Below are 20,083 nucleotides of genomic sequence, written 5' to 3' on the forward strand. Positions count from 1 at the left end.
GGCCGACAGGTCAGGCCACTTCGACGGCTTTCTGACCGGCGCTTTCGAAGTAGCCCGGCACATCGTCCGCCTCGATCGGGCGGCTGTAGTAATAGCCTTGCAAATGCGTGCATCCCGCACTCTTGGTGGCGCCGATCAGATGGGCGTCGCTGATCCCCTCGGCCACGACTTCGGCGCCGACGTGGCGCGCCATCGTGACCGCCGCCTCCAGCACCGCCACCGAGGCCGGGTCCTGCCCCAGGTCCATGACGAGGCTGCGGTCGAGCTTCATGCGGTCGAACTTGAAGCTCTTCACCATCGACAGCGAGGAATAGCCGGTGCCGAAATCGTCCAGGGCGATGCGGAAACCCATGTGACGCAGGAGGTTGAGCGTCAGCAGTGCACGGGTGTTGCGCTCGATCGACAGCGATTCCGTCACTTCCAGGAACAGGCGTGATGGCGCGATGTCGTGGCGCTTACAGCAGTCGAGCAGGAAGGCACTGAACCCATCATGCTGCAACTGCAGCGGCGAGAGGTTGATGCTCATGTGCAGGTCCGGCCACATCGCAAAGTCCCGCAGCGCCCGCTGGATGATCCATTCGCCGAGACGGACCATGAGCCCGCTACGCTCGGCGGCCGGGATGAAGGTGGAAGGCGGCACTTCCCCCAGTTCCGGATGCTTCCAGCGCACCAGCGCCTCAACTTCGCGCGTATCGTCGCGCACCGCATGGATCGGCTGGTAGACCATGCGCAACTGCTGCTTCTCGAAGGCGGTTTCGAGGTCCTTCTCCAGCGCCCGGTCGACCGCGCGTTCCTCCGCCATCGAGGCGGCGAAAGCCGTCGCGCAATTGCGCCCGCCTTTCTTGGAGGCATAAAGCGCCATGTCGGCATTGCGCAGCGTGTCGTCGATATCGAGATCTTCCGTGCCAAGGGTCTCGGCGAAACCGAGCGAGACGGTGACCGCCACCGCATATTCGCCCAGACTGAAGGGTTCGCGCACCATGTCCACCAATCGGCTGGCCAGTTCGCTACCTTCACCGTCAGCCGAAACGGGCATGCAGAGCGCGAACTCGTCGCCGCCGACCCGCGCGATTATGCCGTCCGGACCAAGCGTCGAGCGCATGCGTTCCCCGATCAGGCGCACGAGTTCGTCCCCCGCCGCATGGCCGTAATCGTCATTGACGTGCTTGAAGCGGTCGATGTCGATCAGCATGAAGACGAAGCTCGCGCCGAGCCGTGAAGCCAGCAATCTGGGAACGTCTTCCTGGAAGGCCCGCCGGTTGGGTAATCCGGTGGCGGCATCGCTGAAGGCCAGATTCTTCACGGCCTTCGCGTTCCGGCGGAAGGTTTCGAGCGGTCCCGACAGCGCCTTCAGCTCCTTCAGGCGGAACGTCCCGATCTCCAGGTCGAGATCGCCTTCGGCCAGTCCCTGCAGATGGCCGTGCATCCGGCGGATCGCGGGCAGGATATTGCGCAGGATGTCGAACAGCACCAGCAGCACCACCAGGATCGTCACGGCTCCGGTAACGAAGACCAGCATCTGCCAACGCGCGATGGAAGCGATCAGCCGCTTCTGCTCGGCCTCCCGGTCAGCCCGTGCCCGGGCGACGATCTCTTCGGCAAAAGCCGCCATCATCGTGTTGCGTTTCTCGATCCGCTCCACCAGCGCCTTTCCGGCCACGCCTCCGGCCTGCACTTCGAGGATAGCCGTCACATGGCGATCGAGATCGGCGAAGGGATTGGCCCGCTCGGGCAGGTCGTAGAGCGCCACGCCGCTGCCGCGCAGCTTGCCCAGCTTCTCGTCGATGGCGATGGCGGCATCGGTGAGCTCGTCGCTCGTGCTCGTCCGGTTGCTGGCCACCAGCCCGCGATTGGTCGCCATCCGCAGTTTTCCAACAGCTTCGGCGAACTGGTCCGCGTTCTCCGCGATCGCCGATGTCCTGATCAGCGCGTTGCTCTGTTCCCGTAGACCGAACGCCTCGCGCTGGGTCACGACCTGGAGAACCACGCCGAGCACGGCGATCAGGCAGAGCGCTCCGACCAACCGCGTTTCGAGAGACGCGAAGAAGCGCCCCCATCCGGAATTCGTATCTGACATCTTGCACCCGATTTTTCGCAGCCGGGTTTGTCCCCCTCCCGGCTTTCGATGCCCGAGCGCTAGGACGGATTCTCTAATAATTTCTAATCTTTTTAATTATTTAATGCCATTTTCCGTCATCATGGTGTCACAATATGCGATCGGGCCTCCACCCCCTTTCCAAAGCTCTTCGAAAATTCGCCGGACCACCGCCGGAAGCGGTCTCGGTTCCTCTATAATAAGCTCATAAAACGATTTCATTCCGGTCGGTTGCAAGCCGCACAGGAGATTAGATTGACTGTAAAGACCGTCGAGGAACGGCTGGATTTCCTCGAGTTCGACGCCGCGCAGCGCCGTGTCCTCACCGCCGCGCAGCCCCTGCTCCGCAAGTGCATTCCCCCTGCCCTCGACCGCTTCTACGCCAAAGTCCGCAAGACCCCGACGATGGCGCGCATGTTCAGCGGCGAGGCACACATCAACTCCGCGAAGGGCGCGCAGGTCGGTCACTGGATGGGCATCGCGACGGGCCGCTTCGATGCCGAATACTACGCTGCCGTCACGCGCATCGGCAAAGTCCATGCCCGTATCGGACTGGAGCCGCGCTGGTACATCGGCGGCTATGCGCTGATCCTCGAAGAGATCATGGCCGGCGTAGAGCGCGCTTCCAGCCCCTGGCGCCTATTCACCCGCGGCGTGAATCCGGGCAAGCTGTACCGCGCGCTGATGAAGGCCGCCATGCTCGACATGGACCTTTCGATCTCGATCTATTTCGAGGAAGCCGAAGCCGAGCGCAACCAGGCGATCTCCGCACTCGACCGTGCGATGTCGCGTCTCGCTGCCGGAGACCTCATCCACGATATCGACGATCTTCCCGCCGGGTTCCTCTCGCTCAAGAACTCGTACAATCGCAGCCTTTCCAACTTGCGGCAGACCATCGGCTCGGTGGTGAAGGCCTCGGACGCCATCTACGGCGAATCGGGTGCCATCGCCCGCGCCTCCGAGGATCTGGCCCAGCGCACCGAGAGCAGCGCGGCCAACCTCGAGGAAACCGCCGCCACCCTGCTCCGTGTCGAGGAGCGCGTGAAAGCCACTGCCAGCGGCGCGCAGGAAACGCTGGGCATCGCCGGTGAAGCGCTGAGCGCCGTCACCCAGGGCCGCGACGTCGCAGGGGATGCGGTGAAGGCCATGCACGTGGTGCATGAAAGTGCGCGCGGGATCGATGCAGTGATCGAAGGCGTCGACAAGATCGCTTTCCAGACCCGCGTGCTGGCCATGAACGCCGCCGTGGAAGCCGGTCGCGCCGGAAACGCCGGACGCGGCTTTGCGGTCGTCGCCGACCTCGTGAGTTCGCTGGCCATGCGAGCCGAGGAAGAAGCCCGCAAGGCCCGCGACGGCCTTTCCGCCACGCGTTCGGAGATCGACCAGGCGGTCGCCACCGTCTCGCGCGTGGATCGCTCGCTGGAGACGATCGCCGGGGAAGTCGACCGGGTCCACTCGCTCGTCGAAACGATGGCGCGCGACAACGATGCGCAGGCCACCGCCATTTCCGAAGTCAGCTCCACCGTCGGCATGCTGGAGCGCACGACCCAGCAGAACGCCGCGATGGTCGAGCAGACCTCGGCCGCCGCCCGCACCCTGATCTCGGACGCCACCCTGCTGGCGGATCAGGCCGGTCGCTTCCAGATCGACGAGCAGCGCGCGCCCGGCAGGAAGGTCGCATAAGCAACTGCAGCATTGCGCGGGGGCGATACTTGTCCCTCCCGTGCAATCATGCCGCGCAAGGCCATCGGAATCTGCGCTAGCTCCTGAGCAAGCAAGATTTACGGGAGAAGCCTTCGCCATGAAAATCGACACCACGCTGGCCGCCGTCGTCACCGGCGGCGCTTCGGGCCTCGGCCGGGCGAGTGCCAAGGCCCTGGCCGACGCGGGCGTGAAAGTCGCGGTCTTCGACATCAGCGAGGAAGCAGGCGAGGCTTTCGCCGCCGAGATCGGCGGCGTGTTCTGCAAGGTGAACATCCTCGACGAGGACAGCGTCGAAGCCGGTTTCGTCAAGGCCCGTGCCGCCCATGGGCAGGAGCGCGTGGTCGTCCACTGCGCCGTGGTGGCCGGCGGCGGCAAAACCGTCTCGTTCGACAAGGCCACGGGCGGCTACAAGCGCATGGCCACCGAGCAGATCGCCCGCACGGCGGAAGGCGTGTTCACCGCCTCCTACCGCGTCGCCTCGATCGCGGCCCTCGGCATGGCCGGTGCCGATCCGCTGAACGAGGACGGCGAGCGCGGCTGCATTATCTTCACTTCCTCCGCCGCTTCGCAGGACGGCCAGATCGGACAGGTCGCTTATGGCGGCGGCAAGGGCGCGGTGAACGCCATGGTCCTGCCGATGGCCCGCGATCTCATGGACCTCGGCATCCGCGTCAACGCCATCCTCCCCGGCACGTTCGCCACGCCGCCGATGCTGCGCGTGAAGGAAATGAACGAGGCGGTCTACGAAGGCCTGGGCCGCGCCGTGCCTTTCCCCAAGCGCCTCGGCAACCCGGAGGAATTCGCCTCGCTCGTGCTCGAACTGACCCGCAACACCTACTTCAACGGCCAATGCATCCGCCTCGACGGCGGCATTCGAATGCCGCCGAAATGAGGCAACTCCGGCCTTGAGATTTGCGCCCCCGACCTTCAGAGCACCTTGCATCCGGAGGCGCACAGGCAATGCAGAACGTCATCGATTTCGTAATGGAGCTGGACCGGCTCAAGGCCGTCACCCGCAAAGTGAAGCCGATCGGCCTCGACCGCTACGAGAACGCCGCCGAGCATAGCTGGCAGATCGCCCTCTTTGCGGTGGCGCTGGCGCCCTATGCCTCGGGCACGCCGGATATCGGCCGGGTAATGGCGATGCTGCTGGTCCACGACATCGGCGAGATCGAGACCGGCGATGTCATGGTCTTCTTCGAGGAAGGCCTGTCAGACCGCAAGCAGGCCGAACGCGCGGCCATCGACCGGATCTTCGGCATGCTCCCCGAAACCGAGGCGAACCACTTGCGCGGCCTCTGGATCGAATTCGAGGAAGAACGCACCGTCGAAGCCCGCTTCGCCCATGCCATCGATCGCGCCATGCCCGCACTGCTGAACTTGCGCAATGAAGGCCAGAGCTGGCGCGAGAACGGCATCAGCCACGAACGGGTGGTGAAGCGCCTCAAGCCCCAGATCAGCCTCGGCGCTCCCGCCTTGTGGGACTATCTCGAAAGGGAGCTGGAAGCGGCCCAGGCGAAAGGCTACTTCGGCGCCTGACCCAAAGCCCCGATTTTCCCCTTGCTCCCCTCGCCAGCCGCCTTGACAGTCCCCCGCGCAAAGGCCCAATCGACAAGCGATGCGACGCCCCGCCGTTAACGCCCTGAAAGCCCTGGTCATCCGCCAGCGGCAGCGCATGCGCGAGAGCGAGCTGGCGTTCATCGTGCTCGCCGTACTGGCGGGCATCGCCGCGGGCTGGCTGACGAATCTTCAGGGTTTCCTCGCCCACACGCTGCAACAGCTGTTTTACCAGATCGAAGGCAATCGCCTGAGCGCGCTCGGCGAGATCCGCCATCCCTGGCGGCTGCTCGCCCTGCCCTTCGGCGGCCTCGTCCTGATCGGCATCGGCTACCTGCTGCGCCGCCGCCGCCGCGCTCCGATCGACGTCGTCGAGGCCAATGCCCTGCACAGCGGGCGCATTCCCTTCATCGACAACCTCATCATCTCCGCCCAGACCATCATTTCGAACGGCGCCGGCGCCTCGGTGGGACTGGAGGCAGCCTATGCGCAGATGGGCGGCGGTGTCGCTTCGGTGCTCGGCCAATGGTTCAAGCTGCGCCGCGCGGACATGCGCACGCTGGTCGGCGCAGGCGCCGGGGCCGCCGTGGGCGCGGCATTCGGCGCACCGTTGGCAGGCGCATTCTACGCCTTCGAGATCGTGATCGGCACCTACACGCCCTCCGCCATCGCGCCGGTCATCGCCGCCGCGCTCGGCGCGGCCTTCATCACCCGCGAACTCGGTGTGGAGCCTTACCTCATCGCCGCCTCCAGCGCGCGCGACCTGACCACCGGCGATTACTTCATCTACGCCGTGCTCGGCCTGCTCTGCGCGCTCGTCGGCATTCTCATCATGCGGCTGGTGACGTTCACCGAACAGCATGTCCAACGCTTCACCCGCTTCGCCCGCTGGAAACCGCTGGTAGGCGGCCTGCTGTTGATGCCTTTGGCCTGGGTATCGCCGCAGTCGCTTTCGGCAGGGCACGGCGCCATGCACCTCAACCTCTCGATTCAGCCGGCGATCCATTTCCTGCTCATGGTGCTGGCCCTCAAGATCGCCGCTTCGGTGATCTCGCTCAGCTTCGGCTTTCGCGGCGGCCTGTTCTTCGCCTCGCTGTTCCTCGGTTCGCTGGTCGGCCTGATCTTCGCCGCCGCCGTGCAACTGCTGCCGCTCGGCATCGAACTCGATCCAACCCAGTCCGCCCTCGTCGGCATGAGCGCCCTCGCCGTCTCCATCGTCGGCGGCCCGATGACGCTTGCCATGCTCATGCTGGAAACCACGCACGACTTCGCGCTGATGGGCGTGGTGCTGGCCGCCTCGCTCGTCTCCAGCGCCTTCACGCGCGAGATGTTCGGCTACTCTTTCTCCACCTGGCGCCTCCACATCCGCGGCTCGATCATCCGCTCCCCGCGCGACATCGGCTGGATGCTCAGCCTCACCGCCGGACGGATCATGCGCAAGGACTGGATTGCGGCTCCGGCCAATCTCTCCATCGCCGACTTCCGCGCCCGCGTGCCGCTCGGCTCGGCGAGCAAGGCGATCCTGCTCGACGCGGACGACCACTACGCCGGGATCGTCACTACCTCCTCGGCCTACAACCCCGAACTGCCGCAGGACAGCGAGATCGGCTCGCTGGCAACGCTGAAAGGCACGACGCTCTCGCCCACCACCGACATCCGGGCGATGATCAAGGCCTTCGACGTGGCCGTGGCGGACGAACTGGCGGTGGTGGACGGCGTGGGGCAGGTGGTCGGCGTGGTGACCGAGCGTCATGCCCGTCGGCGGTACTTCGAGGAGATCGAAGCCTCGCAGCGGGAACTGTTCGGGGAAAGTTGAAGTAAGGGAAGAAGCAGGGGCCATCGCCCCTGCACCCCGTTACTGTCGATGTCGCGCCCTGCACTATCCGTAGGCGCGCTCCTTGCGTCGGGAGACATAATGGCTACGCCGCAAGGGGCGCACTACGGATAGGTGGCGCGCAACGAAGACATTCCGAGGGTCCGGGGGATCATCCCCCGGAATCTTCCTCTTGTTCTTCAGTCCTTAGCCACCGGCAACCAGACAGCACTCGCGGCATCACCGCCATAAGTCACCGTCTCGGTCGCCTTCACGTAATCGCTCGCCTTGGCTTCCATGATCGAGGGCACCCAAGACTGCGGATTGCGGTCGTAGAGCGGGAACAGGCTGGACTGCACCTGCACCATGATCTTGTGGCCCGGCAGGAAGACGTGATCCACGTTGGGAAGCGACCACTGGAAGGTATAGCCCTTGCCCGGTTCCAGCGGCTGCGGCTTGTCGAAGCCGTGGACGTAGCGGCCACGGAAGATCTCGATACCCACGCCCAGCTGATATCCCGCCAGTTCCGGATTGGCCGAGTTCTCCTGCGGATAGACATCGATCAGCTTGACCACGTAGTCGCTGTCCTGCCCGCTGGTGGAGGCATGGAGTTCGACCTTGGGCGCGCCCATGATGTGGACCGGCTTGTCGAGCGTGCCGGTCGTGTAGCTGAGCACATCCGGGCGGCCATCGACGAAGCGCTGGTCGTGGACGAGCCAGGTCTTCCACTCCTCGCCCTGCATGTGGACCGGGCGCGGCAGCATCGGCACGGGCTTGGCGGGGTCGGAGACGTAGCTGTCGCTTCCTGCCGAGAGCTTGGACCACGAGAGGCCGTAGTTCCCTGCAAGGTAGAGCGGCGTGTAATCGCCCGCGGGCCACTTCTGCGAGACTTCCCAGCCCGCCTTCGGCCCCTTGGCCCCGGTGGCGTAAGTCAGGACCGGCGGCGTGTCGCAGGCGGGGGCAGCGGTCTTGAGGTGGCAGTCGAAGAACGGCTTCATATAGCGCTGACGGAACTGGCCGCCGGTATCACCTTCCCACTTGAGCGGGCCGAGTTCGCGCGCTTCGTAATTGACTTGGGAATGGCGCCACGGCCCGATCACCAGCGAGACCATGTCATTGGGCGTGCCGTTCGCCTTGAGTGCCTGATAGACCGCCGGGGCGCCGTAGCTGTCCTCCTGGTCCCACTGGCCGACCAGCAGCATCGTCGGCACCGTCAGCTTGCGCTGCGCCAGCAGCTTGTCGACTGCCTGCCCCTGCCACCAGGCGTCGTAGCTCGGGTGCTCCAGCACCTTGCGCACGACGGGCAGGTCGAGGAGGCCGTATGCCTTGGCATATTCCATCGCCGAACCGGCTTCGAGATAGGCCTGGTATTCGTCGGCGGTGCCCTTGGGCACGGCGCCGCCGCCCTTCTTCACCGTCTGGCCGAGGTCGTAATCGAAGCCGAACATGCGGAAGGCGCCATTGTGGAACCAGTCGTCGCCCATCCAGCCGTCGACCATCGGGCTCTGCGGCACGGCGGCCTTGAGCGCGGGATGCGGATCGATGAGCGCCATCAGCGAGGTGAAGCCGAGGTAGGACGAGCCGGTGATGCCGACCTTGCCGTTGCTCTCCTTCACGTTCTTCACCAGCCAGTCGATGGTGTCGTAGGCGTCGGTCGAGTGATCGACCTTGGTCTTGTTGAGCGGGCCGCGTAGCGGGCGGTTCATCACGTAGTCGCCTTCGGACCCGTCCAGCCCGCGCACGTCCTGGTAGACGCGGATATAGCCGTCGTTGACGAAATCCGCGTCCATGACGGGCAGGATTTCCTCGATCTTCTGGCTGCGATTGCGGCTGGTCATGCCGCCAGCGTTGTAAGGGGTGCGGCTGAGCAGGATCGGGCCATCCGTGGTGCCCTTGCGCATGACGATGACGGTATGGAGCTTCTTGCCGTCGCGCATCGGGATCATCACTTCGCGGCGGATATAGTCCGCCTGCGGACGCACCCAGTCATACGAGGCGACCTGCTCGTTCATCATCGTGTCGGTCGGCGGCGCCGCCGAAAGCTGCGAAGCGGCGACAAGAGCGAGCGGTGCGCAGGCGAGGCTCGCGGCGGTCCGGATGGCATTGGGCCGAATGTGTCTTTTCATGGCTGCGTTTGGTGGCGCGTGCATTTCGAGCGGTCAAGCGCTGAAGAACCGGCAATGGCAATTTGGCTGCGAGCCGCACGTCGGTTCGATAATTCGCCGTGAATTCAGATGCCCACGACGATGTCGTTTGTCGGATCAGGTCGGTCGTTTGCAGATCGACCATCGCTCCGGCTGTCGCACGGGCGAAATAGGCCGCGTGCTAACTTATCCAAGATAGTGTGGTGCGGGAGAGGACGGTGGAGCAGACAGAGGCCGAGGAACTGGCCGGAGTTCTGGAAATGTGGGCGTCGCTCACGGATCCCGGCAGCGCCTTGCCCGCCGCTCCGCCCCTGCTTCAGGCCGCCGCCGTCATTCGGCGTCAGGCGGCGATGATCGCTTCTCTAAAGCACGACCTGCGGCAGGCCCGCGCAGCCGAGCGCGTTCTCGACTGATCCCCAAATGCGAACGGGCAGGAGAGCTATGCTCCCCTGCCCGCGCAATGTTTAGCCAAAAACGGCGAATCAAGCCGCCTGCTTCTGCCTTTCGGTCGCTTCCAGATTAAGCAGGTCTGCCAGCTCGAAAGCGAGTTCGATCGACTGCGCACCGTTGAGGCGCGGGTCGCAGTGGGTGTGGTAGCGGTCCTTCAGCGCCTCGTCGGTGATGGCGATGGCACCGCCGGTGCATTCGGTCACGTCCTGGCCGGTCATCTCGATATGGATGCCGCCCGCATGGGTGCCCTCGGCGCGGTGGACGGCGAAGAAGCCGCGCACTTCGGCGAGAATGCGGTCGTAGGGACGGGTCTTGAAGCCGGTCTCGGTCTTGATGACGTTGCCGTGCATCGGGTCGCACGACCACACGACCGGATGGCCTTCCGCCTTCACCGCGCGCACCAGCTTGGGCAGGCCCGCCTCGACCTTGTCATAACCATAGCGGCTGATCAGCGTCATGCGGCCCGGCTCGCGGCCCGGATTGAGCGTGTCGAGCATGCGCAGCAGTGCGTCCGGCTCAAGGCTGGGGCCGCACTTCATGCCGATCGGATTGCCGACGCCGCGCAAGTATTCGACATGGGCCGAGCCTTCGAAGCGGGTGCGGTCGCCGATCCACAGCATGTGGGCCGAGCAGTCGTACCAGTCGCCGGTCAGCGAGTCGCGGCGGGTCAGCGCTTCCTCGTAAGGCAGCAGCAGCGCTTCGTGGCTGGTGTAGAATTCCGTACCCTGAAGCTGGGGAACCGAACTCGGGTCCACGCCGCAGGCGGCCATGAAGTCCAGTGCCTCGCCGATGCGGTCGGCCATCTGCGAGAACTTCTCGCCCCAGGGGCTGCGACCGATATGTTCCATCGTCCACTGGTGGACCTGGCGCAGGTTCGCATAGCCGCCGTGCGCAAAGGCGCGCAGCAGGTTCAGCGTGGCCGAAGACTGGGTGTAGGCGCGCAGCATGCGCTCCGGATCGTTGCGACGCGCATCGGCGTTCGCTTCGATGCCGTTGATGATGTCGCCGAAGTAGCTGGGCATCTCGACGCCGCCCACCATCTCGGTCGGGGCCGAACGCGGCTTGGCGAACTGACCCGCCATGCGGCCCAGCTTCACCACCGGCTGTTTGCTGGCGAACGTCAGCACCACCGCCATCTGCAGCAGCACGCGGAACGTGTCGCGAATGTTGTCGGCGCTGAATTCGGCGAAGCTTTCCGCGCAGTCCCCGCCCTGGAGCAGGAAACCGCGACCGGCGGCGACTTCGGCGAGATCCGCCTTCAGAGCACGCGCCTCGCCCGCAAAGACCAGCGGCGGAAACTTCGCAAGCGTGGCCTCTACCTCGCCCAGCTTCTCCGCATCGCCGTAAACCGGAAGATGGCGGGCTTCCTGAGCCTTCCAGCTTTCCGGGGTCCAATTGCTAGCCACGTTACGTACTCCCGGCGGTTCCTTCGCCTTCTCTCCCCAAGCCGTATGCACGAGGCCTAACCGGCAAGAACCGCAAAACAAGGGGCGCCCTTTAGCGCCCCCGAGTAATTTTTGCAAAGCCGGTTTAGCCGATCAGCGTGATCGATTGCGCCCCGGTGTAGTTTTTCTTGATTCGGCGGTGCATGATCCGCTCACTTCGCCGCGACCGCGCCCACCGCCTTGCCTTCCGGCATGACCTCAAGCCGCCAGGAGTTGTTCTTGCCGAGATAGCGGGCGGCGAGCGCCTGCATCTGCTGCGGCGTGGCGGCCGTGTAGTCGTAGAGGATCGTGCGGACGGTGCCGATCCGCGACGGATCGTACGTCGCGCCTTCAAGCTGGCCCATGAAGAACGAAGTGCTCGAAGCCGCCCGCGTCACCTGCTGGCGCATCGGCTCGGTGACGAGCGCGAGTTCCTGCGCCGTCGGCGGATTGTTGATAAGATCCTGCGCGATTTCGTCGGCGGTCTGGAAGAACACCGTGGTCGACTTGGGATCGAGCTGCGCGACCGCCGTGATCGAACCGCCCGCCGCCATGTCCACCGGCCACTGCGAATAGACGTAGGGCGCATAGGCCACGCCCAGCTTCTCGCGCACGGCATCGAGCAGGCGGTTGGTGAAGAGCTGCGTGAGGATTTCGAGCTGACGCGATTCGCGGATGCCCATCGAGCCGCCACCGGTCGGCCACGAGATCACCGCCGCCGCCTGGTCCGGATCGCCGTGATGCTGGAGCACGATCGGCGTATCGGAAGGCTTGGGCACGGTGACGTCCGCGAGACTGGCGGTCGAAGGTGCCGGGGTACGGGCCTTGAGCGCGCCGAAGGTCTTCTCCAGCGCCGTGATGGTCGAGGCCTTGTCGAAGTCGCCGTAGATCTGCACTTCGACCGGGCCGCTGGCCAGCGCCTTGCTCCAGACCTTCTTGAACCCGGCTGCCGTGGTCCTCTCGATCGCCTCGGGCGTCGGCGTGGCGAAACGGGGGTCCTTGCCGCGCTGGTAGAATTCGAGATCGCGGGTCAGCACGCCCTGGGGGGAGGTGGCGTAAGTGGCGTACTGAATCTTCGCGGCGGCCTTGGCGCGGACCAGCGGCTGCGGGTCCCAACGCGGCAGGTCGAGCTTGGCGGCGAAGAGATAGAGCTGGTCGGCCAGATCCTGCGGACGGGTTTCCGCCTGGAACTGGAAGGTGGCGTCCTGAACCTCGAAATCGAAGCCCATCTTGCGCCCGGTCGAGATGCGGTCGAGGTCTTCCTGACCCAGCGTGGCCAGACCCGAACCGACGAGCGCAAATTCGCCGAGCGCGATATAAGGCGCATCCTGCGGCGCGATCGAGCGCTTGCCGCCGCCGAAGCGGACCTTGACGGTAACCCGGCCCGGCTCTTCCTGAACCGGCCAGAGCATGGCCTTCACGCCGTTCGCGAAAGTGAGCTGCTCGATGTCGAGCAGGCCGGTCGGGGTCTGCGCGGTGGCCTTGTGGGGTGCGCCGATGGCGGGCAGCTTCTCGAACGACACCGGCTTTTCGTTACCGGCGGTGCGGATCGAGGCGTCCGGCTTGATCGGCTGGAGCAGTGCGGTGCGCAGCGTCTCGTCGGTGGCGCCGCCCTGCTTCTGCGTGGTGAAGATCGCCCGCGTCACCGTGCCGCTGAACAGCGTCTGCGTATGCTTGAGCACGTCGGACGGCGTGAACAGGTGCTTCGATTCGCGGAAGATGCGCAGCACGTCATTCGGCGCGGCGACGGTCTCGCGGATATCGAGCGCATTGACCATGTCGTCGGCCAGCTTCGAGCCGGGCAGGATGCGCTGCTGCTCCACGGGAACCTGGAATGCCACGTCGAGTTCGGCAACCTCGCGGTCGATCTCGGCCTGCGTCGGCGGCTTGGTCATGGCATCGGCGATGACCCCGCGCACGTCGCGCAGCGCCGCCTCCCAGTCGTCGCCCAGCGGCGTGACCGAGACGAACGTGGCATCGGCCGAACGCGAGACGTCGTCCTGGTTGACCGAGGCCGAGAGGAAGCTGCCGCCCGCGCGGGCCTTCGATTCGAGGCGGCGATTGATGACCGCCTGCGCAATCGAATCGACCATCAGGCCCTGATTGTAGACGACATTGTCCGTCACCTGCCGCCAGGGGCGCAGGATCGCATACATCAGCGAAGGCGGCAGGTCGGGCTCGACGAGCACCTTGGTCTCGCCGACCGGGTTCTTCGCATCGGCGCCCTGCGGCGCGACCGGATCGCCGAAGCTCGGCGCCGGGCTCAGCTTGCCGCTGGCCTTCCAGTCGGAAAACCACTTCTTCACATAGCTTTCCAGCGTCGCCGGATCGGCATCGCCCGCCACGATCACCGCGACATTATCCGGGCGATACCAGCGCGAGTAGAACGCGCGGACCGAATCCGGCGTTGCCGAAGTCAGGGTTTCCACCGTGCCGATCGGCTCACGCACGGAGAGCGGCTGTCCGGCGTAGAGCGTCTTCTGCATCGCGTCCTGCACGCGCTTGGCGGCGCCGCCACGCTCACGCATCTCGGCCAGCACGATCGGCAGGTCGGACTTGAGGTTGGAGGCCGACAGCGTCGGCGCCGTCACCATGCCGCTCATCAGCTTGAACGTCTCGTCCAGCGAGGTCGGCGTGGCGTTGGGCAAGTCGAGCTTGAACACGGTCTGCGTGGTGGAAGTCACCGCATTGGTATCGCTGCCAAACGTGGCGCCCAGACGCTGGAAGGCGGCGATGGCCGTCCCCTCAGGGATGTACTTCGACTGGCGGAACAGCATGTGCTCCAGCAAGTGCGCGTAGCCGCGCTCCGAATCGGTTTCGTATAGCGAACCGGCATCGACGCGAATGCGGATCGAGACCTGCCCCGGCGGCACGCCGTTGCGGCGCACGGCATATTTCAGGCCGTTGGACAGTTCGCCGAAATGCCACTCGGGATCGCGGGGAATGTCGCTGCCGCGGTAGAGCCAGGGATCGCGGTCGCCGGGCAGCGTTTCCGCCACCGGTGCCTGGCCTGGAACTGGGGCGCCGGGCACTTGCGCAAGAACGGACTGAACCGGAAGGGGTGCCAGCAGCAGGAAGCAGGCGAGCGAGCGAGCGGCGCGCGAAGATTTCGTCATCGGGAGGGGTATAGGTTCCGGTTCGATTAAGGGCCAGTGAATAGCGTGGCGTATGAAGTCGCGGCATAAAAGTGCCGGATCGCAGCCTTGTTCCCGCGCCGCGCAAAGTCAATTGCAGCTTGTGGACTTGACCCTATCCCCGCAGCACCTAAATCGCGTGGATCATGTACATCGAAACCGAAGCCACGCCCAATCCCGCCACGCTCAAGTTCCTGCCCGGACGGCAGGTCATGGCAGCCGGCACCCGCGAATTCACCTCGCCCGAGGATGCGGAAGCATCGCCGCTGGCGCAGGCGCTGTTCGACCTCGGCGACGTGACCGGGGTGTTTTTCGGCCAGGGCTTCGTCTCGGTGACCGCCGCGCCCGGCGCGGAGTGGTCGGACCTCAAGCCGCAGGTCGTTTCGATCCTGCTCGACCATTTCGTGTCGGAAGCCCCGCTCTTCGCGGGCGGCGACGCCAGCGGCTTCTCGGTTCCGCTTGAAGAAGACACCGATTACGGCGACGATCCCGCCGATGCCGACATCGTCGAGCAGATCAAGGACCTGATCGAGACCCGCGTGCGCCCGGCCGTGGCCAACGACGGCGGCGACATCGTCTATCGCGGCTTCCGCGACGGCGTGGTCTATCTCGCCATGCAGGGCGCCTGCTCGGGCTGCCCCTCGTCCAGCGCGACGCTGAAGCAGGGTATCGAGAGCCTGCTGAAGCACTACGTCCCAGAAGTCACCGAAGTCCGGGCTGCCTGACGCCCGCATGACGGAGAAGGCAGGAGAGCCGTTCATCGGCCGGACACTGGTGATCGATAGCGCGACCGAGGCCTGCTCGGTCGCGCTTTTCGATGAAAAGACACGCGTTGCGGGCGACTTCCGCATGCTCGGGCGCGGCCATGCCGAAGCGCTCGTGCCGATGATCGCCGCCCTGCCCGATCGCGGCCGCGCGGCGCGGATCGTCGTCGCGCTCGGCCCCGGCAGCTTCACCGGCGTGCGCGTCGGCCTCGCCGCCGCCCGGGCGCTGGCACTGGCCTGGGGGTCCGAGGTCCTCGGCTATTCGACGCTCGCCATGGTCGCCGCCATCGCGCGCGATCAGGCGGGCGCCGTACCCGTAGGGGTGGCGATGACCGGCGGCCACGGCGAATGGTTCACCGAGAGCTTTGCCGCGGACGGCAGCCTCACCCGCGCCCTCTCCTCCCAGCGCCCCGAAGACGCTGCCGCGAGCATGACAGAAGAAGTCATCGTCGGCACCCAGGCCGAAGCGCTCATCGGCCGGCGCGGACACGGCACGGCTCTGGCCGTCTGGCCCGACGCCCGCGCCTTCCCGCTGCTTCCCGAAGGCGCCCTGCTGACCGATACCCGCCCGCTCTACGGCCGCGCGCCCGACGCGCGTCTGCCCGGCGGACTGCCCGGCCCACTCAGTTGACCTCGCAAATGACCGACGACCTCGACCGTATCATGGCCGTCATGGCCAGCGCATTCGACCCGGCCTGGGGCGAAGCCTGGAACCGCCGCCAAGTCGACGATGCCCTGACGCTCGGAAACTGCCACTACTTCCTCATCTCGCCCGAAGGAAAACCCGCCGAAGCAGGCGATGAAGCGGTCGGATTTTCTCTGTCCCGCACGGGCTTCGAAGAAGAGGAACTGCTGCTTCTTGCAGTGGCGCCCGAACATCGCCGCCTGGGATTGGGGCGCTCCTTACTGGAGGCTCTCAAACAGACCTCTACGCAGCGCGGTGCGAAACGCCTTCTGCTTGAAATGAGAAGAGGAAATCCGGCAGAGCGGCTCTATTCCAGCATGGGCTTCTATCAGATCGGCGAGCGAAAGGACTATTACCGGTTGCTGCACGGAGAAAGGCTCGACGCCCTGACCTTTGCTTGCGACATCGGCTGATCTCTACACCGACTATTGGAAATTCATTTTCCATTACAAGTGTCGCAATTAGGGACGTCTTTTTATACACCTTGTATTCCCGAACGAAATGGTTCAGAGCGACTATGCAGGGCTTAAATGGCTCGCGGGTTCCAGAAATGGAAATAATAAAGAGGTCGTATACAATGGAAAACATTCAGGCTGACGTCAAAGAGACGCTGATCACGCTCACGTCCGACATCGTCGCTGCTCATGTCAGCAACAACAATGTCAACGTCGAGGACCTGCCTTCGCTCATCACCAATGTCTACGGCGCCCTCGCCGGACTTGGTGGCACGCCCGTCGTCGAAGAAGAAAAGCCGGAACCCGCCGTCTCGGTGCGCGCTTCGGTGAAGCCCGACTACATCGTCTGCCTTGAGGACGGCAAAAAGCTGAAGATGCTGAAGCGCCACCTCATGACGCACTACAACATGACCCCGGAAGAGTATCGCGCGCGCTGGAACCTGCCCGCCGACTATCCGATGGTCGCCCCCAACTATGCCGAAAAGCGTCGCGAACTCGCGAAGAAGATCGGTCTCGGCCGCAAGCCCAACGCCAAGCGCGGCCGCAAGCCCAAGGCTGCCCCCACCGCAGCCTGATTTCGGCGCCTGACGGCACCGAAACACCGCATCCACGAACGACGCCGATTTCCACAATCAGCAACTCCGGCGACGTTCACAGGTTGTGATTAAAGGCACGGCAGCCTATCTAGGTTGCCGTGCCTTTTCATTGATACGGGTCAAACGTGAATCAACCTATCGACCTCGAAGCCCTCTGCGCCGAACGCGGCCTTCGGATTACCGAACAACGCCGCATTATCGCCCGAGTGCTCTCCGAGAGCACCGACCACCCCGACGTGGAAAAACTCCACGAACGCGCCACCGCGCTGGATCCCGGCATCTCGATCGCCACGGTCTACCGCACCGTGCGCCTCTTCGAGGAAGCCGGCATCCTCGACCGTCACGACTTCGGCGACGGCCGCGCCCGTTACGAGGCCGCACCGGAAGCCCACCACGACCACATGATCGACGTCGAATCCGGACAGGTCATCGAATTCGTCGATCCTGAACTGGAATCGCTGCAACGGCAGATCGCCGAAAAGCTCGGCTTCCGTCTCGTCGACCACCGCATGGAACTCTTCGGCGTGCGGATCGATCGCGAGGACGGCGAAACCCGCAAGTGATCGCCCTAAAGTGATTTCGGGGGCTCAGCCCACGGCAATCGAACGCAAAAGGCGGATCGCGCCCTGGGGTTGGCCCTTGGTTGCGATCCGCCTTTTGGCATTGCTGCTCCTGCTCCTGACCTGCATTCCAGCCTACTATCTGCTGACGCTCTTCACTGCCCGCAATCCGGTGCCCCGCCTGTTCCTGAGACATGTCGGCACGATCTCCGGCCTGCGCGTAACCATGCAAGGCACGCGCCCGGCACCGAACACCTTCTTCCTTGCCAATCACCTGAGCTGGCTCGACATTCCCGCGCTCTGTGGTGCCACCGGAACGGCCTTCGTCGCCCAGGACGGTCTCGCCGAGTTCGCCCCCCTGCGCTGGCTCTGCTCACTCAACGACACCGTCTTCATCGCCCGCCACCGCCGCAGCACCGTCGCCGCGCAAGTCGAGCAGATCCGCAGGACCCTGAACGATACCGGCGCGCTGACGATATTCCCGGAAGGTACGACCGAAGGTGGAAGCGCATTGCTGCCGTTCAAGTCGTCACTGCTTTCGGCCATAGGCGCGGACGACGCCGAACTCACGGTGCAGCCGGTCTGGCTCGACTACGGAAAAGACGCCGCAGAAATTGCCTGGGTCGGCGAGGAATCGGGGCTGGACAACGCCCTGCGCATATTCGCACGGGCAAGGCCCTTGCACGTGACGCTGCATTTCCTGCCGCCGCTGGTCGGTGAGGAACGGCGCGATCGCAAGGCCATGGCGCGAGGGGCGCAAGGGGCGATCGAGCGAGCAAGTGGGAAAGAATGAAGAACAAGCAGGGGAGCATAGCCCCCCTGCACTCCCACTAACGTCTAGGTCAGGCGGACCAACAGCGTCGTGCACCCGTGGTTGCGTCGGGGAACTTAATGGCTGCGCCGCAAGGAGCACACACCAGATACGTCGCCAATTTCGAGGGTCTGGGGGATCATCCCCCAGGACTTCTCTTTTTCTCTTAAAATCAACGTGTAGCGTTATAAGCGAGCTGCGCCTCGTCAAGCTGGAACCCGACCAGCACCTCGAAGCTCGAACGCGCGACCGCGGCCTTCACGGTCGGATCCGACAGCGGATCGACGGCGGCATCGGCATCGCCCGCCTTGCGCTTGCGGGTGATCTTCTCGCGAATGTCGGCAGGCAGCGTGGCGGCGGCGCGGTCGATGACGGCCGAGCCGACGGCGTGGAACTGCGCGCGGTCCTGGCCGTCCGCAAAGTTCAGCGTGACGCGGCCGACGCGCTTGGAGACCACCGCCGAGCCGCCCTGAAGCACCGAGACGAAGTAGGGCAGCGTTACCTGCCGGGCTCCCTGCTTGTCGTTGCGGCGGGCAAGAACGTCGAATTCCACTTTCGCGACGACCTTGTCGCCGGCCTGTTCGTTGCAGGTCGTGCGCACGTTGGTCATCGCCGCTTCGAGGTCGATATTGGCGGCGGTGCGATCGTTCGCCACGCGGAACAGCGTCATATCACCGGTATAGTCGGGAATGCCGACGGCCGGGCAGGCCGAACGCACGGCGGTGATGCCCACGCCCGAATCGACCACGATCTCTCCCTTCTTGGCACAACCGCTCAGCGCGGTCACCGCGGCTGCGGAGCAGAGGACAGTGGCAGTCAGGCGGCGTGCATTCATCGTGAGGTTCCTCGAAGACGTCGGCTTGCCCTAGCGGCGCAAGCGGCAAAGCGCTAGAGGCCCATTCATGAACGCGCCCTTTCCGTCTCCGAACCCGCCCTTTTCCGGCAAGCCCCTGCGCCTCCTGATCGCGGCTCCGCGGGGCTTCTGCGCCGGTGTCGATCGCGCCATCGAGATCGTCGAGCGCGCGCTCGAAATATACGGCGCGCCGGTCTACGTGCGGCACGAGATCGTGCACAACAAGTTCGTGGTCGACAACCTCAAGGCCAAGGGCGCGGTCTTCGTGGAAAGCGTCGACCAGGTGCCGGACGGCGTGCCGGTGATCTTTTCGGCCCACGGCGTGCCCAAGGCGGTTCCGGCCAAGGCCACCGCGCGCGGCCTCGAATGGCTGGATGCGACTTGCCCGCTCGTCAGCAAGGTGCATCGCCAGGCCGAGCGCCAGATCGCCGACGGGCGCCATATCCTCTTCATCGGCCATGCCGGGCACCCGGAAGTGATCGGCACTTTCGGGCAAGTCCCCGAAGGCAACATGACCCTGATCGAGACGGCAGATGACGTGGCAAGGGTGGAAGTTCCCGCCGACCGCGAACTCGCCTATCTTTCGCAGACCACGCTCTCGGTGGACGATACCGCCGCGATCATCGAGGCGATCCTGACGCGTTTCCCCAATGTCGTCGCGCCGAAGCAGGAAGACATCTGCTACGCAACGTCGAACCGCCAGGCCGCTGTGAAGCAGATCGCGCCAGATTGCGAGCTGGTGCTGGTGATCGGCTCGCCCAAGAGCTCGAATTCGCTGCGCCTCGTCGAAGTGGCCGAGCGCGCCGGTTCGCGCGGGCAGATGATCCAGCGGGCTGCCGATATCGATCCGGAATGGCTGTCGGACATCGCGACTCTGGGCCTCACCGCCGGGGCCTCGGCACCTGAGGAACTGGTCAACGAAGTGATCACGCGGATCAAGGAACTGCGCGAAGTCGAATCCGAGGAACGGGTGACCGCCGAGGAAACCATCACGTTCAAGCTGCCGCGCCAGCTCGCCCGCTAAGGAACACCCTACCT

17 protein-coding genes are annotated in these 20,083 nt (G+C 64.9%); 12 read left to right on the forward strand and 5 right to left on the reverse strand.

Annotated elements, in window-relative coordinates; translation table 11 throughout:
* Positions 1-10 precede the first annotated feature (10 nt).
* Complete coding sequence (locus AC4D6D_RS11625) at positions 11-2,077, reverse strand: putative bifunctional diguanylate cyclase/phosphodiesterase (protein ID WP_491325403.1); 2,067 nt, start codon at positions 2,075-2,077, stop codon at positions 11-13.
* Positions 2,078-2,350: 273 nt separating this feature from the next.
* On the opposite strand from AC4D6D_RS11625, the gene AC4D6D_RS11630 reads away from it, so the two are divergent.
* From AC4D6D_RS11630 to AC4D6D_RS11645, 4 genes are all read left to right on the forward strand, one after another.
* Positions 2,351-3,778, forward strand: coding sequence for a globin-coupled sensor protein (locus AC4D6D_RS11630; protein WP_147215398.1), 1,428 nt, complete (start codon positions 2,351-2,353; stop codon positions 3,776-3,778).
* Between the two features lie 118 nt (positions 3,779-3,896).
* The gene (locus AC4D6D_RS11635) at positions 3,897-4,691 is read left to right on the forward strand and encodes an SDR family oxidoreductase (protein WP_491325404.1); all 795 of its coding nucleotides are present in this window, start codon (positions 3,897-3,899) and stop codon (positions 4,689-4,691) included.
* A gap of 68 nt (positions 4,692-4,759) precedes the next feature.
* On the forward strand, positions 4,760-5,338 hold the full coding sequence (locus AC4D6D_RS11640) for an HD domain-containing protein (RefSeq protein ID WP_491325405.1): 579 nt from the start codon (positions 4,760-4,762) through the stop codon (positions 5,336-5,338).
* A 79-nt stretch (positions 5,339-5,417) separates the two neighbouring features.
* Entirely contained in the window at positions 5,418-7,172 is a 1,755-nt protein-coding gene (locus tag AC4D6D_RS11645; protein ID WP_491325406.1) for a chloride channel protein, read from the forward strand.
* 197 nt (positions 7,173-7,369) lie between these two features.
* Here the strand turns inward: AC4D6D_RS11645 and AC4D6D_RS11650 are convergent, their stop codons facing one another.
* Positions 7,370-9,295, reverse strand: coding sequence for a CocE/NonD family hydrolase (locus tag AC4D6D_RS11650; RefSeq protein ID WP_491325407.1), 1,926 nt, complete (start codon positions 9,293-9,295; stop codon positions 7,370-7,372).
* A 236-nt stretch (positions 9,296-9,531) separates the two neighbouring features.
* On the opposite strand from AC4D6D_RS11650, the gene AC4D6D_RS11655 reads away from it, so the two are divergent.
* Positions 9,532-9,726 (forward strand): hypothetical protein, encoded by a 195-nt coding sequence (locus AC4D6D_RS11655; RefSeq protein WP_491325408.1) that lies wholly within the window; start codon positions 9,532-9,534, stop codon positions 9,724-9,726.
* Between the two features lie 69 nt (positions 9,727-9,795).
* Here AC4D6D_RS11655 and AC4D6D_RS11660 read toward each other — a convergent pair whose 3' ends face one another.
* A complete protein-coding gene (locus AC4D6D_RS11660) occupies positions 9,796-11,169 on the reverse strand; it encodes a class II 3-deoxy-7-phosphoheptulonate synthase (protein ID WP_147215405.1) in 1,374 nt (457 codons plus the stop codon).
* Between the two features lie 191 nt (positions 11,170-11,360).
* Positions 11,361-14,303: a M16 family metallopeptidase gene (locus tag AC4D6D_RS11665; protein ID WP_491325409.1), complete on the reverse strand. Its 2,943-nt coding sequence runs from the start codon at positions 14,301-14,303 to the stop codon at positions 11,361-11,363.
* Positions 14,304-14,467: 164 nt separating this feature from the next.
* Here AC4D6D_RS11665 and AC4D6D_RS11670 point away from each other — a divergent pair, with 164 nt between their 5' ends.
* From AC4D6D_RS11670 to AC4D6D_RS11695, 6 genes are all read left to right on the forward strand, one after another.
* Positions 14,468-15,046, forward strand: coding sequence for a NifU family protein (locus AC4D6D_RS11670; protein WP_465144921.1), 579 nt, complete (start codon positions 14,468-14,470; stop codon positions 15,044-15,046).
* 7 nt (positions 15,047-15,053) lie between these two features.
* A complete protein-coding gene (gene tsaB / locus AC4D6D_RS11675; RefSeq protein WP_491325410.1) occupies positions 15,054-15,716 on the forward strand; it encodes a tRNA (adenosine(37)-N6)-threonylcarbamoyltransferase complex dimerization subunit type 1 TsaB in 663 nt (220 codons plus the stop codon).
* An 8-nt stretch (positions 15,717-15,724) separates the two neighbouring features.
* Entirely contained in the window at positions 15,725-16,183 is a 459-nt protein-coding gene (locus tag AC4D6D_RS11680; RefSeq protein ID WP_491325411.1) for a GNAT family N-acetyltransferase, read from the forward strand.
* Positions 16,184-16,347: 164 nt separating this feature from the next.
* Positions 16,348-16,800, forward strand: a complete 453-nt coding sequence (locus AC4D6D_RS11685) for a Ros/MucR family transcriptional regulator (protein ID WP_147215417.1) — start codon at positions 16,348-16,350, stop codon at positions 16,798-16,800.
* Between the two features lie 146 nt (positions 16,801-16,946).
* On the forward strand, positions 16,947-17,384 hold the full coding sequence (locus AC4D6D_RS11690; protein WP_147215419.1) for a Fur family transcriptional regulator: 438 nt from the start codon (positions 16,947-16,949) through the stop codon (positions 17,382-17,384).
* 94 nt (positions 17,385-17,478) lie between these two features.
* On the forward strand, positions 17,479-18,174 hold the full coding sequence (locus AC4D6D_RS11695) for a lysophospholipid acyltransferase family protein (protein WP_491325412.1): 696 nt from the start codon (positions 17,479-17,481) through the stop codon (positions 18,172-18,174).
* Between the two features lie 190 nt (positions 18,175-18,364).
* Here the strand turns inward: AC4D6D_RS11695 and AC4D6D_RS11700 are convergent, their stop codons facing one another.
* Complete coding sequence (locus AC4D6D_RS11700) at positions 18,365-19,027, reverse strand: hypothetical protein (RefSeq protein ID WP_147215423.1); 663 nt, start codon at positions 19,025-19,027, stop codon at positions 18,365-18,367.
* A gap of 67 nt (positions 19,028-19,094) precedes the next feature.
* Between AC4D6D_RS11700 and ispH the strand changes: the two genes are divergently transcribed.
* Positions 19,095-20,069 (forward strand): 4-hydroxy-3-methylbut-2-enyl diphosphate reductase, encoded by a 975-nt coding sequence (gene ispH, locus AC4D6D_RS11705; RefSeq protein ID WP_491325413.1) that lies wholly within the window; start codon positions 19,095-19,097, stop codon positions 20,067-20,069.
* Positions 20,070-20,083 lie beyond the last annotated feature (14 nt).

The organism is Novosphingobium sp. BF6, from assembly GCF_058273105.1.